The organism is Desertivirga arenae (genome assembly GCF_017355785.1).
GTDB lineage: Bacteria > Bacteroidota > Bacteroidia > Sphingobacteriales > Sphingobacteriaceae > Desertivirga > Desertivirga arenae.
In genome coordinates, this window is the sequence record NZ_JAFEWE010000007.1 from 96,166 (window position 1) to 109,594 (window position 13,429).

Below are 13,429 nucleotides of genomic sequence, written 5' to 3' on the forward strand. Positions count from 1 at the left end.
CAAACGAAGGATGAAAGCTTTTTAATATATGAAGAAGTTATCTAACATATTTACTACGGTTCTTTTGGCCGCTGCGGTATCTGCAGGTGCCCAGATTAAAAAACCTAATATCGTTTTCATTATGGCCGATGACTTAGGCTGGGGAGAGTTGAATACCTACGCGAGTTCCTTCAATGAAACCCCGAACCTTAACAAACTGGCTGCCCAGGGCACCCGTTTTATCCAAGCCTATGCTGCAGCACCTAATTGTTCCCCAACCAGGGCTAGTATTATGACCGGTCAGTATCCTGCGCGTGTAGGAATAACTGATTTTCTACCTGGAGGACAGGCTACTCAGAAATGGCTTGATCCTGCTAAATATGTTACCCTGAACGAAGCTCTTTCTGAAGCCGGATACCATACAGGAATAGTAGGCAAGTGGCATCTTGATACTCACTTTGCCAATTTAAAAGGAGGACCTAAGCAGCATGGTTTTGATGAGGTAATTGGATCTGAAACGAAGTATATTGCAGATGGGGATTACTTTTTTCCATATGATAAGATTGCAACGTTTGATACCGGGGCAGAAGGAGAATACCTTACAGACCGGCAGAGCAAGGAAGCTGCTGCATTTATAAAACGTAATAAAGCTAACCCGTTCTTCCTGTATCTAACATACTATAGTGTTCATAGCAAGCTGGATGCCCCGGAAGATCTTGTGAACAAATACAAAAAGAAGTTTGATGCGAAGTATGGAGATGGTCAGGCTGAGAAGATATTTGGTAAAGGTCCGGGCAGTCCTCATAGAGATAATCCTTATCTGGCAGCAATGCTTGAAAGAATAGATGCAGGGGTAGGTGAAATTATGGAAACGCTCGAAAAGAGTGGCCTGGCAGAAAACACTTTGCTGGTATTCTTTTCTGATAACGGAGGAGCCGGAAAAGGGGCCAACAATGGAAAGTTCAGGGAAGGCAAAATGTGGTTATATGAGGGTGGGATCAGGGAACCTCTTCTGATCAGATGGCCAGGTAAAGTAAAGGCGGGGGCTGTTGAAGATACCCCGGTATCTAGTGTGGATTTTTATCCTACCTTTCTGAGTATTGCAGGAGCTGCTCCCTCAAAGCAGCTGTGCGACGGCCTTGATATCAGCCCTTTGTTTAAAGGAAAGGTACTTAAACGAGACGAGTTATACTGGCATTACCCAGCTGAAACTGCTAAAACTCCTGAAAAGATGGCTAGCGTAGTCAGAAAGGGAGATTATAAATTGCTGGAGTTTTATGCAGACAATCGTCTGGAGTTATACAATCTCAAGGATGATCCATCCGAAAGTAGAAATCTGACTGAAATATTCCCTAAAAAGACGGCCAAGCTGAAGAAGCTGCTTGATGCCTGGAAAATTAATGTAAATGCCGAAAAACCAAATTTGTAAATTTTCAGGTGATAACCTATTCCCTAAAATCAGATTTGAAAGCAAAAAATGAAAGTTCCTGTATAGTCTATATGTTTTATAGTTTATATTTGTCGCCATGAATTACCAGATGAAAAGGAGGGCATTGCAGAACGTCTACTACTAATTTCAATATAAAAAAGGGAAATGCTAAGAGCATTCCCCCCTGCAATTAATCAACAACAGGCTCTCAATTGGCGTTGGTACCTGTTTTTCTAGTTAACTAATCTTATATCAAAATTATGCAAAATTTTGAGAAGGCTCTCGTATGTTCTTATGCGAAAGCTTTACAAAACGCATTATCCTTTTCCAGACGATCACGTACCCGGGCAGAAGCTCAAATGAGTCTGAGCCAAAGTTCTAAAACACAGAGAATATTTACAGGAACAAATGCAGTTCGTGGGCAAATAGTATTCGTATTTATAGTTTTCTTTCTAGGTCACTTTCTGGCAGCAGCTCAAAACACTCCACCCCTGATCAACTCTAAATTAACAGGGGTAGTTGTCGATGCACTATCTAAAGAATCACTGCCGGGAGCACTTGTAGCAATCAAAGGAACTACGCACAGGGTCTCAACAGACGCGCAAGGAAAATTTAGCTTCGTCACGGGGCAGAAGTTTCCTTATACCCTTGTTGTCTCTTATACGGGATTCAAAACAAAGGAACTGATTGTAAATGAAAGTCCGGTAACAATTGAGCTGGAAGAGTCTGTCAGCCAGTTAAGCGACGTGGTAGTTGTGGGATATGGTACGCAGAAGCGTACCTCATTAACAAACTCGGTAGCTCAGATCAGCGGCGAGGAATTAACCAAGAGACCTGTATCCAATATTCCCCAAGCCTTACAAGGACAATTACCTGGTGTTACGGTGATTGATAATGGCGGTGCTCCTGGTCGCACTACTGCCACTCTTCGCGTTCGTGGAGTAACCACTTTCAATATTAATAGTAGCAGTACATCTGGTTTTGATCTTTCAAAGAATGAGGCCCTTGTAATTGTTGATGGAATAGAACAGCAACTGAATGATATTAATCCGGATGATATCGAGACTGTTTCAGTTTTGAAAGATGCTTCTTCTACGGCCATTTACGGTTCCCGGGCCACCAATGGAGTTATATTAATAACGACCAAGAGGGCGAAAGGTAACAAGCTTCAGGTTGATGTGAACAGCTATTATGCAGTACAGCAGGCTAATAATACTCCTGAACAAATGGGCCTTGAAGATTATATGAGAATGCAGGTTGCCGCTTTTACTAACGTTGGAGCCACTTTACCCGCCAGGTTCACTGAACAGTCTATCCAAACTTACCTTACTACGGATGACAGGGAGAAGTATCCTTTGCCTAATACATGGTTTAGTAGAATGCTAAGTTCTGCTCCTCAGCAAAACTATAGTGTAGCCATCGCTGGAGGTAATGAAACTGTAAAAACCAGGGCCAGTTTGCGATACCTGGACCAGGATGGCGTGATTACAAATTTTAGCAGTAACCTGGCAGAATTAAGAGTGAATAATGACTTCCAGGCCTCAAAGAAAGTGAGTCTTAGTGGCGACTTGAATTACCGGAGGGTTAATTCACGCTATCCTACTATTGATCCGGTTAATGCCTTCTTTCATGGATCTTTATGGGCTGTGCCGAAATACGCGGACGGAACTTATGGATTAAGTACCCAGGGAAACAATCCTCTGATGACAACTGAAATAGGAGGAATGTCAGGACAATCGACCGATTATTTAAACGCGGCTTTTAAAGGTAACTGGAATATTGTCCCTGGACTTAACTACACTCTTCAACTTGCCGGACGGGCCCAATATCTCGAACGTAAAGCTTTTGCAAATGCCTTTACTAATACAGATAAGAATACCAATATCATAAGAAGGGTTCCAAATAACAGCCTCACAGAGACTCGAAATAACTTCCGGGAGTATACGATTAATAACCTCCTGACTTACGAAAGGAAGTTTAAACACCATAACCTGAAAACCCTTGCAGGATATTCAGAAATTCATAACAATCAAAACTACCTTTCTGCATATCGCGAGCGCTTCTATAATAATGATATACAGTCCATTGGCCAAGGGGCAAACGACGCTACAAAAAGTAATACTGGTAATGAAGCCGAATTTGGTTTAAAATCCTTTATTGGACGTGTAAACTACGACTTTGATGGTAAATACCTTTTGGAAGTAAATGGTCGCTATGACGGCTCTTCTAAATTTACAGGTGATAAACAGTACAGCTTTTTTCCTTCGGTTTCTGCTGCCTGGAGAATCTCCAATGAGAACTTCTGGAAAAACGGAGTTGGTTTTGTGAACGATTTTAAACTGAGAGGCTCCTGGGGTATTACGGGAAACCAGTCAGTTGATCTATATAGTTATTACTCAGCCTTAAGCGGTACCAGTTATACATTTGGAGGGACTTCAGTACAGGGATACCAACAAAATACATTAGCAAACACCGATCTGGGATGGGAATCAACAACGCAGTACGACATTGGAATTGACGCCTCGTTTTTCAAAAGCCGTCTGGATCTTACTGTCGACTACTATAATAAGTTGACTGAAGATATCCTCCTTAACTTGGATATTCCCGCAACTATCGGCTTGAATGCCCCACCGCAAAACGCAGGTTCGGTAGAGAATAAGGGTTGGGAGTTCGGAGCAATTTTTAGAAATGGAAACAGGAACTCTAAGTTTCGATACAATGTTGGTGCTAACCTTAGTATAAACAGGAATGAGGTGACTGATTTGAAGGGGACAGGTCCTTATATAACTGGCACCGACATTAATCCTCGTTATATTATCGCTAAAGGCTATCCTATAAATAGTCACTGGGGTTTTCTTACAGATGGTTTGTTTCAAACAGAACAGGAGATTGTTGATTATAAGGCAACCTATGCTGCTAACACTAAGCCAGGAGATGTAAAGTATATAGATCTTAACTCCGATGGGAAGATAGATGCCAACGACATGACTTATCTGGGTAGTGCCATTCCTAAGTTTACGTATGGCTTCAATACTAACTTAAACTATAAGAACTTTGACCTGAACCTACAGTTTCAGGGGGTAGCTAAAAATGATGTAAGACTTGCAGGGGCTTTGGCTGAAATGGGTAACCAGGAAGGTTTTACTCATCAAATGTATGCCGACTATTGGACCCCGGAAAATAGAGATGCAAGATTTCCTCGCCCTACCAAGTTTGATCTGCGGAATGTTTCTACTTCTGACAGGCTGATGCTTAACGGATCGTATCTGAGATTAAAGAACATACAATTCGGTTATACTCTGCCCACTGCATTTACCAGAAAGGCAAATGTTAACAAGGTTCGGGTATATGCCTCTGCAACTAACGTTTTCACCATTTCTAGATTAAATGAATGGAACCTTGATCCGGAGGTAGAATCAGGTCGCGCGGTGTATTATCCGCAGACCTCTTTATATACCTTCGGTATAAACCTGCAACTATAACCAGATGAAGCCAGAACATAAAATGAGATTTCAATCAAAATTAAAAGTGCCGGTTTTACTGATAGCCGCCGCACTCACTATTATATCCTGTCGTAAAGATATTCTTGACACTGTTCCCAACGACCGCTTGTCGGAGGAGTTGTTCTGGAAATCGGAGAACGATGCCAAGCTTGCTGTAAATGCGCTTTATACCCGCCTTGACAGTACTAACGTCCTTGCCTGGGACGCCATGTCTGACATCGCTCATACTAATCAGAACTTCAACACAAATGCCTACATCGAACTGGGCACCTATGATGCTACCAGTCCGAAGGTTTTAAGTGAATGGGTATTGGCATATAAGGGAATAAGGGCAGCTAATTATTTTCTTGATAATGTTGATAAGGTTCCTGTCACTACTCCTTCCCTTATCAATCAGTTGAAAGGTGAAGCAAGAACGTTACGGGCTTACCAATATATTAAACTTGCCAGCTTATATGGAGATGTCCCGTTGATTACTAAATCAATTGGTATTGAAGAGGGAAGATCCGTTTCTCGTAATCCGGTAAATGAAGTGTGGGATTTTATCGACAAGGAACTGAGTGAATCAGCAGCACTCCTGCCTCCTTCATATACTGCAGCTGCTGATAAAGGAAGGATAACAAAAGGTGCTGCTTTAGCATTAAAAGCGCGGGCCGACCTGTTTGCCGGCCGTTATGAAAATGCTGCTGAAGCGGCTTTGCAAGTAATGAATCTAAACGTATATGACCTGTATGAGAATTATGAGAAGTTGTTCAGCTACGCCGCGGAGAACAACAAGGAGGTGATTCTGGATAAGCAGTTTATTAAAGATTCATACCCTAATAACGTATTTAACCTGCTGGCCCCTTATAGTCAGACGGGTAGTAGCTCCTACGTTCCGACAAGAAGTCTTGTTGACCTCTATGAAACAAGCAATGGAAAATCTATACTGGATGGAACAAGCGGCTACGATGAGCGCAATCCTTACCAGAACAGGGATCCACGGTTGAAGTTCTCGATCTTTCTGGATGGTGATCTCCTGCCTTCAGGTATTGTCTTTCGACCTCGTTCGGATAGTGGTACCTCTGATGCTATCGGAAATACATATATCGCTTCCACAACGGGTTTTAACATTAAGAAATATATCAATAAAGAAGATTATGCTTCCCCATCGAACGGTGGTATCAATATTATCCTTTTAAGATATGCTGAAGTACTGCTTACCTATGCGGAAGCTAAAATTGAGCTGAACCAGATTGATAATACAGTATATGATGCCATCAACAAGGTCAGGAACGGACGGCAAGACGTTAAGCAGCCATCTATTGCGATCGGAAGAACGCAGGCTGAGTTGCGGGAGATTGTAAGACGTGAACGTACAGTTGAATTAGCATTTGAAGGTCTCCATTTCTTCGACATAAGAAGGTGGAAGACGGCGGAGGCTGTAATGCAAGGCCCTGTTTATGGCATTTCCTACGTAAAACCTGATAATACACTAACCACGGTGCAGGTAGTAGCGGTGAACAGAGTTTTTAATAAGGCTAACCATTATCTGTGGCCGGTGCCGCAGAAGGAGCGGGACCTTAACCCTTCTTTATCCCAAAATCCTAACTGGTAATTACTATTAAGGAGATTTTATGAGATTTAATGAAAAGGCTTTAGTAATGATCCTGACTCTGGTCTCCCTGATTCAGTTGTCTGCTCAGGCACAGAAACCGAACATTGTTTTTGTGCTGGCAGACGATTTGGGGTACGGCGACCTTAGCAGTTATGGAAATCCCGTTATTCAAACTCCTTTTTTAGACCGGATGGCTGCCAGAGGCGTCCGGTCAACTAATTATGTGGTTACGAGTCCCGTTTGTACACCCTCAAGGGCTGCGCTTCTAACTGGACGTTATCCTTCACGGATGGGACATCGCCCGGGGATTGATTGGGGACTTCCGGAAAGTGAAATAACACTGGCTCAGATCTTGAAAACCGCAGGATATAATACAGCAGTAATTGGAAAATGGCACCTGGCAGAGAGCGGCCCAGCCGCATTACCTAACAGGAAAGGATTCGATTACTATTACGGATTGCTTTACAGTCACGATTATAAGAAACCCTACGTGCAACGTGAGTATGATCTGAAGACCTTCAGAAATGAAGAACCCGATATTTCACATCCTGCTGATTCTAATCTGATTGGATTATACACCCGGGAGGCGATCGGGTTTGTGAACAGGCAAACAAAGAACAAGCCCTTCTTCTTGTATCTGGCGCATAATATGCCGCACTTGCCCCTGTCGTCATCTTTAAAGAATAAAGGCCGGTCGAAAGGAGGGCCGCTGGGAGATGTTATTGAGGAAATGGATCAGAGCCTTGAAACTATCTGGAAGGCTTTGGAGAAAAAGGGGATGGCCGACAACACAATTTTCATTTTTTCAAGTGATAACGGACCCTGGGTGAATTACCCTGACCGCATGGCGGGTGACGGAGTTACAAGACGCTGGTTTGTGGGATCTGCGGGAGGTTTCCGGGGAAGCAAGTCGGAGACATACGAGGGTGGACATCGCGTGCCTTTTATCGCTTATTGGAAAGGTCATACTCCAGCAGGAAAAGTTTCGACTGATATGATAAGCAGTCTGGATATGTTTCCTACGTTGGCGAACACGGCTCATGCTACTCTTCCGAAAGATCGTAGCCTTGATGGACAGGACATCACGAATGGGCTATTCAACAATTCCTCTCCTAAACAGCATAGAGAGATTTACTACGTTCACAATGGGCTTTGTCAGGCAGTAAAGCTTGGCGACTGGAAATATCGTGAAACTAAAATAAAGGCTGGCGACAAAGAACTACTACAGAAGGAGTTGTTCAACCTTGGGATAGATCCTTATGAACGGGTAAATGTTATTGAGGAGAATCCTGAGCAATATTCACGGCTTAAGGCACTTTTTGACAAGTTACCCACCTCTTCTGAAAATTAAAATTGAAATAATTATAAAAGCTTTAAAATATGTTGAAACGTTTACGGATCGTGCTGTTCAGAGGCCTGATCCTTTTACCAGCAGCGATGATATTCTCATCTGCAAATCCAGAAAAAGAGAAACCACAAAAGCCTAATGTTATCGTCTTTTTCCTGGATGATATGGGGTATGGCGACCTGTCAGTTACAGGTGCTTTAGGGTATAGGACCCCGAACATAGATCGGATGGCAGCAGAGGGCACACGCTTCACCAATTTTATGAGTGCTCAGGCTGTGTGTAGCGCATCAAGGGCTGCGATTATGACGGGATGCTATCCCAACCGTATTGGCATCTTTGGAGCGTTGGGCCCAACTTCTCCTATCGCTTTAAATAATGATGAGGAGACGATTGCTGAGCTTCTGAAGGAAAGAGGCTACGCAACCGGTATTTTTGGAAAGTGGCATTTGGGTAGCAAAGAGCCTTATCTTCCACTTCAAAATGGCTTTGACGAGTATTTCGGGGTTCCTTATTCTCACGACATGTGGCCCCTGCATCCCAACCAGGTAAAAGCTAACTATCCTTCGTTGTTCCTTATTGATGGGAATAAAAAAGTGAAAGAGGTTAAGAATCTGGAAGATGCTTCTACCATCACTACATCTATAACAGAAAGAGCAGTGGGATTTATACAGAAGCACAAAAATGAGTCCTTTTTTATGTATGTGCCACACCCGCTGCCTCACGTGCCACTGGCTGTTTCTTCTAAATTTAAGGGAAAAAGTGAACGGGGGCTTTTTGGTGACGTGATGATGGAAATTGACTGGTCGGTAGGAGAGATTTTGAAGGAACTTAAGAAGCAGGGATTAGATAAAAATACCCTGGTACTTTTTACAAGTGATAATGGCCCATGGTTGAATTATGGTGACCATGCAGGATCAAGCGGAGCTTTCAGAGAAGGTAAGGGAACTTCTTTTGAAGGAGGACAGCGAGTTCCTTTAATTGCAAGATGGCCAGGAGTTGTTCCTGAAGGAAGAGTGTCAGGAAAGCTGCTTTCAACGATTGATATCCTTCCGACTGTAGCGACACTCTGCGGTGCCAGAATGCCGAAGAATCGCATTGACGGGGTGGAGTGGACCGCTTTGCTGAAAGGAGATGATGCTCAAAATCCGAGAGAGACCTTCCTCTACTATTACCGGAAGAACAGCCTGGAAGCAGTTCGTAAAGGAAATTGGAAGCTTGTATTTCCGCACCCTGGTCGTACTTATGAAACAAGTAGTCCAGGCTATGGTGGAGCTCCAGGTCCTGTGAGTGAGGAAAAGAATTACCCGGCTGCATTATATAACCTGGAGAGAGACCCGGGAGAAAGATATGACGTAAGTTCCCAGTTTCCGGATATAGTATCCACCCTTTCTAAAATTGGCGATGCTGCCCGGGAAGATCTGGGAGATGACTTGCAGAACCGGGTAGGAAAGAATGTGAGAGCGGCAGGGAAGGTTAATTTAGATAAATAGAAATGAAAGCTTTTCTTCCAATCCTCTCCACCCTGGTATTATTGGCTGAGCTGGTTACCGCTCAGGTCAAGAAAGTTACCGCCAAGCGACCTCCTAATATTATTTATATCTATGCTGACGATCTTGGATACGGCGAGACAGGACCTTATGGACAGCAAAAGATAAAAACGCCTAATATAGATCGTTTAGCCAGGGAGGGAATGGTATTTACTCAGCATTATACGAGTGCACCTGTTTGTGCTCCAGCCAGGTGTATGTTAATGACAGGTAAACATAGCGGTCATTCGTACATACGAGGTAACTATGAACTGGGAGGGTTTGCAGATAGCCTGGAAGGAGGACAGATGCCTCTGCCTGAAGGAACTTATACCCTGCCAAAAATGTTGAAGAAGGCTGGATACATTTGCGGGTTAGCCGGAAAATGGGGCTTAGGCGTAGCTAATACTACTGGCTCCCCCTTAAAACAGGGCTTTGATTATTACTTCGGCTATCTTGATCAGAAACAGGCTCATAATTTTTATCCAAGTCACCTGTGGGAGAATGATAAGGTTTATAAATTAGCTAACCCCTATATTGATGTTCATCGCAAGCTGGACACCAACAATGTGCGCGACGAGGATTTTGAGTATTATAAAGGAAAGCAATATGCCCCCGATTTGATAACAGCAAAAGCGAACGACTTTATCCGCTCTAATCAGAAAGCCCCTTTTTTTCTGTATGTTCCTTACACCATACCTCACGCTGCTCTGCAGGTGCCTGATGCCTATGTAAATAAGTATAAAGGAAAGTTTGCTGAAAAGCCTTATTTAGGGCAGCGAGGATATGCTGCTGTGAAATATCCTTTTTCAACTTATGCTGGTATGATAAGTTATCTGGACGATCAAGTGGGATTGATCCTGGAACAGGTAAGACGACTCGGCCTGGATGAAAATACGATCATTATGTTTTCAAGTGATAACGGCACTACTTATGCCGCAGGGGTAGACAATAAATTTTTTAACAGCGTTGATGGATTACGAGGCTTGAAAAGTGATGTTTTTGAGGGAGGGATCCGGGAACCATTCATTGCTAGATGGCCAGGAAAGATAAGAGCGGGTGCAAGAACGGACCTTGTATCCGTACAGTTTGATTTAATGGCAACCCTGGGCGAATTAACTGGGCAAGATCCTGGAAATACTGATGGGGTATCTTTCCTCCCAACCTTATTGGGAAAGAATGAAAAGCAGCAAGCTCATCAATATTTGTATTTTGAATACCCGGAGAAAGGAGGACAGATTGCAGTGAGGATGGGGGATTGGAAAGGGGTACGGTTAGATCTTGCAAATAACTCTAATAGTCCCTGGATGCTCTTTAATCTGAAAACAGATAGAAATGAAACTAGTGACGTGGCTGCACAACATCCTGAAATTACTGCCAGGCTATCTGAAATTGTACGGAAGGAACATCAACCTGCTCACGTAAAGGAATGGGAGTTCATTGAGCCGAAATTTGAGAGCAGGAAATAGTGTGTAATCTTAGAAAATTGAAAGTTGTTAGGAGATGCCTGGAGGGGCGATTTGTAGCATTAATGTGAGAAACGTCTGCCGTCCTAAAGAATTTGTTACTCAAGGATACCCTGAAAGGATGATGTACTGCACTAATCTTAAATGCAGTACATCATGATTTTCAAAATTTTATTGTTTGTTTTTTGCCCTTATAAACAATTGTCTTGGTATGTTGACTGTCTGTAAGTCCATTGGCGTTACCGGGTTTAACAACGGAGATCCTAAATCTGCGCGTGTTTAACATTCCTGCAAAACTGCCTTTCCTGTCGGTAATAGTTAACAACTTCTGCGGATCATCCCATAAGAAATTAATAGTACTGTACCTGCCCTTTTCGTAGTTGTAATTATCATTCTCATCCTCGTACAGGGTGAAAGTTCCGTTTGTTCCCGGGTACACTCTGATCTCCAGATCGTCCCATTTTTTCTCGCTTGAGTACTGAACAGCTGGACCCCATGGAATAATTGAGCCAGCTTTTATATAGATTGGAACTATATCTTTTGGCACCTCAGGGTTTACTGTCTGTCCGCCTTTTACCTTTTCCCCGGTCCAGAAATCCCACCAATCTGTTCCTTCGGGCAGATAAACGGGCCAGGTCTTGACGTCTGGTTTGGTTACAGGAGCAACCAGCAATGAGCGCCCAAACAGGTACTCACTACCAATTTCATGTGTTTCTTTATCGGCAGGAAAATCCATCACTAAAGGTCGCATAAAAGTACCATCATTGCTCGAAACATCCCAGGAGGTGCTGTAGGTATAAGGCAAGAGCCGGTAACGAAGGTTGATCATTTTCTCCTGGGCGTCAAAACACCATTCGCCGCGATCCCCAAAATTGTATATCTCTCTTGGTATTTCGGTGCCATGCGAACGCATCATCGGGCAGAATGTGCCGAATTGCATCCAGCGAACATACAGCTCCTGGAACTTTGGATTTTTGGCACCGCCCTCCTTATTCCACCTGCCTGCAAAGAACCCACCAATGTCGCTGTTCCAGTTTGGGATACCCATCAGGGTGTAGTTTAATGCAGCAGGGATCTGCTTCTCCAACATCTCCCAGGTAGAGGCGACATCGCCGCTCCAGGTATTGGAACCATATCGTTGCTGCCCGATAAAACCTGATCTGGTTAACAGAACAACCCGCTTGTCATGACTGGTAGCCTTTTGATGAGATGCAATTCCTCCATTATGCATAAACGAAAATGCATTTTTTACACTCCGGTATGAACCGAGATGAGTAGGCAGATCAAAGTCCGACTCTTTTACATTAATATGATCAGGTTCGGTTGAATCGAGCCACCATCCATCGTTCTTGATATAACTGAAAATATTCTTATTCAGGTATTTCCAGTAGATGTTAAGGGCTTCGGGATTATAGACATCATATGGTCTTGCTCCACTTTTTGGAGGCCAGGTGTCAAAATTGATGATCATGTTTTTCGAATCGAGCTCTCGCCGTTGCGGTGTTTTTGGTCCAAAGCCTGGCCACGTTACAATAAGCAGCTTCGCGTTTAACTTGTGGATTTCATCTACCCAGCCTTTGGGATCAGGAAACCGTTCCCTATCAAAGGTCTGGGAGTTCCATGCACTGTCAGTTTTATTGTACTCTGGCCAGTATCTCCAATCCTGGATGATCACATCAATAGGAACTTTGAGGTTGCGGTATTTCCTCAGTACATCCACACCCTCTTCCTGTGTTTGATATCTCTCCTTACTCTGGAAAAAGCCATAGGCCCATAGGGGGAGCATGGGGGCTTTGCCAGTTAAGTTACGTACTTGTTTTATGATACCATCTGCGTTCCCTCCATACATAAAATAGTAGTCGGCGCAATGACCTAAGCTTTGAAAGGACAACTCGCCAGGTTTGTCTGAAAAATTGGAAATTGAATAATTATCCCAGTAGACAGCGTAGCCCTTCAGCGACATAAAGTAAGGGGAATAGGTGAACATGTTCTCGTTCTTAAGGAGGTAAGAAGAGTTTCTACGATTGAATTTATTGTCCATAACCTGTCCAATGCCATAAATAGGTTCAGACCTGTCCAGAACAAAAGAGCCTTTTACTGAATAGGAAGGTGTTCCTGCATCGTCTTTTGGATCAAAGAGCGTTGAACTGTCTTGCAAAAGCTGTTTTCCTGAGGAACCGAAAAAGGTGATGTTTCCTTTGGCAGGATCGAGCTGCACTTTGATCTTAGATGATTGGAGGATCACCTTGTTTGCTTCTTTACGGAAGGTAAGCTCTACCTTTTCCGGAGATTTGGTCACCACCAGACTTGCTTTGGAATAAGGATGCTTTTCTGGCGTTTTAAATACCCGTACGATGGAAGGAGAATAAAATTTAATCTCCACATTTTGACTACCTGTTTTGACTTTAATTCCATTACGACTCTGCACTATTTTCTGTGCAAAAGCAGAATTGATGGCAAGCGCAACACCGATTAAACTCATCAAAAATTTCTTCATATGATTGGATTAGTTTGACGTCACAAATCTAGATCAGTGCAGCACTAACGGTTAATAACCATGTTGAAAATTATAACAACCAGG

The 13,429-nt window shown here is 43.2% G+C and carries 7 protein-coding genes; 6 read left to right on the forward strand and 1 reads right to left on the reverse strand.

The genetic code is table 11. From position 1 onward, the window contains the following. Window positions 1-28 precede the first annotated feature (28 nt). From J4N24_RS15135 to J4N24_RS15160, 6 genes are all read left to right on the forward strand, one after another. Window positions 29-1,408, forward strand: coding sequence for a sulfatase (locus J4N24_RS15135; protein ID WP_207534543.1), 1,380 nt, complete (start codon window positions 29-31; stop codon window positions 1,406-1,408). Window positions 1,409-1,668: 260 nt separating this feature from the next. Continuing rightward, window positions 1,669-4,890, forward strand: coding sequence for a SusC/RagA family TonB-linked outer membrane protein (locus tag J4N24_RS15140; RefSeq protein ID WP_207534544.1), 3,222 nt, complete (start codon window positions 1,669-1,671; stop codon window positions 4,888-4,890). 22 nt (window positions 4,891-4,912) lie between these two features. Next, the gene (locus tag J4N24_RS15145) at window positions 4,913-6,508 is read left to right on the forward strand and encodes a RagB/SusD family nutrient uptake outer membrane protein (RefSeq protein WP_207534545.1); all 1,596 of its coding nucleotides are present in this window, start codon (window positions 4,913-4,915) and stop codon (window positions 6,506-6,508) included. Window positions 6,509-6,527: 19 nt separating this feature from the next. After that, window positions 6,528-7,859, forward strand: a complete 1,332-nt coding sequence (locus J4N24_RS15150) for a sulfatase-like hydrolase/transferase (protein ID WP_242691644.1) — start codon at window positions 6,528-6,530, stop codon at window positions 7,857-7,859. A 29-nt stretch (window positions 7,860-7,888) separates the two neighbouring features. Next, window positions 7,889-9,346, forward strand: coding sequence for a sulfatase family protein (locus J4N24_RS15155; RefSeq protein WP_207534546.1), 1,458 nt, complete (start codon window positions 7,889-7,891; stop codon window positions 9,344-9,346). A gap of 2 nt (window positions 9,347-9,348) precedes the next feature. After that, window positions 9,349-10,851 carry an arylsulfatase gene (locus tag J4N24_RS15160; RefSeq protein ID WP_207534547.1) on the forward strand — a complete coding sequence of 501 codons (1,503 nt, stop codon included), beginning with the start codon at window positions 9,349-9,351 and terminating at the stop codon, window positions 10,849-10,851. Between the two features lie 160 nt (window positions 10,852-11,011). On the opposite strand, the gene J4N24_RS15165 is transcribed toward J4N24_RS15160, so the two are convergent. Next, on the reverse strand, window positions 11,012-13,345 hold the full coding sequence (locus J4N24_RS15165; protein WP_207534548.1) for a glycoside hydrolase family 31 protein: 2,334 nt from the start codon (window positions 13,343-13,345) through the stop codon (window positions 11,012-11,014). Window positions 13,346-13,429 lie beyond the last annotated feature (84 nt).

What these genes read in the sequence shown, in the direction of transcription:
- J4N24_RS15135 (WP_207534543.1), top strand. Translation starts at nt 29, where the DNA reads ATGAAGAAGTTATCTAACATATTTACTACGGTTCTTTTGGCCGCTGCG.
- J4N24_RS15140 (WP_207534544.1), top strand. Translation starts at nt 1,669, where the DNA reads ATGCAAAATTTTGAGAAGGCTCTCGTATGTTCTTATGCGAAAGCTTTA.
- J4N24_RS15145 (WP_207534545.1), top strand. Translation starts at nt 4,913, where the DNA reads ATGAGATTTCAATCAAAATTAAAAGTGCCGGTTTTACTGATAGCCGCC.
- J4N24_RS15150 (WP_242691644.1), top strand. Translation starts at nt 6,528, where the DNA reads ATGAGATTTAATGAAAAGGCTTTAGTAATGATCCTGACTCTGGTCTCC.
- J4N24_RS15155 (WP_207534546.1), top strand. Translation starts at nt 7,889, where the DNA reads ATGTTGAAACGTTTACGGATCGTGCTGTTCAGAGGCCTGATCCTTTTA.
- J4N24_RS15160 (WP_207534547.1), top strand. Translation starts at nt 9,349, where the DNA reads ATGAAAGCTTTTCTTCCAATCCTCTCCACCCTGGTATTATTGGCTGAG.
- J4N24_RS15165 (WP_207534548.1), bottom strand. Translation starts at nt 13,345, where the DNA reads ATGAAGAAATTTTTGATGAGTTTAATCGGTGTTGCGCTTGCCATCAAT.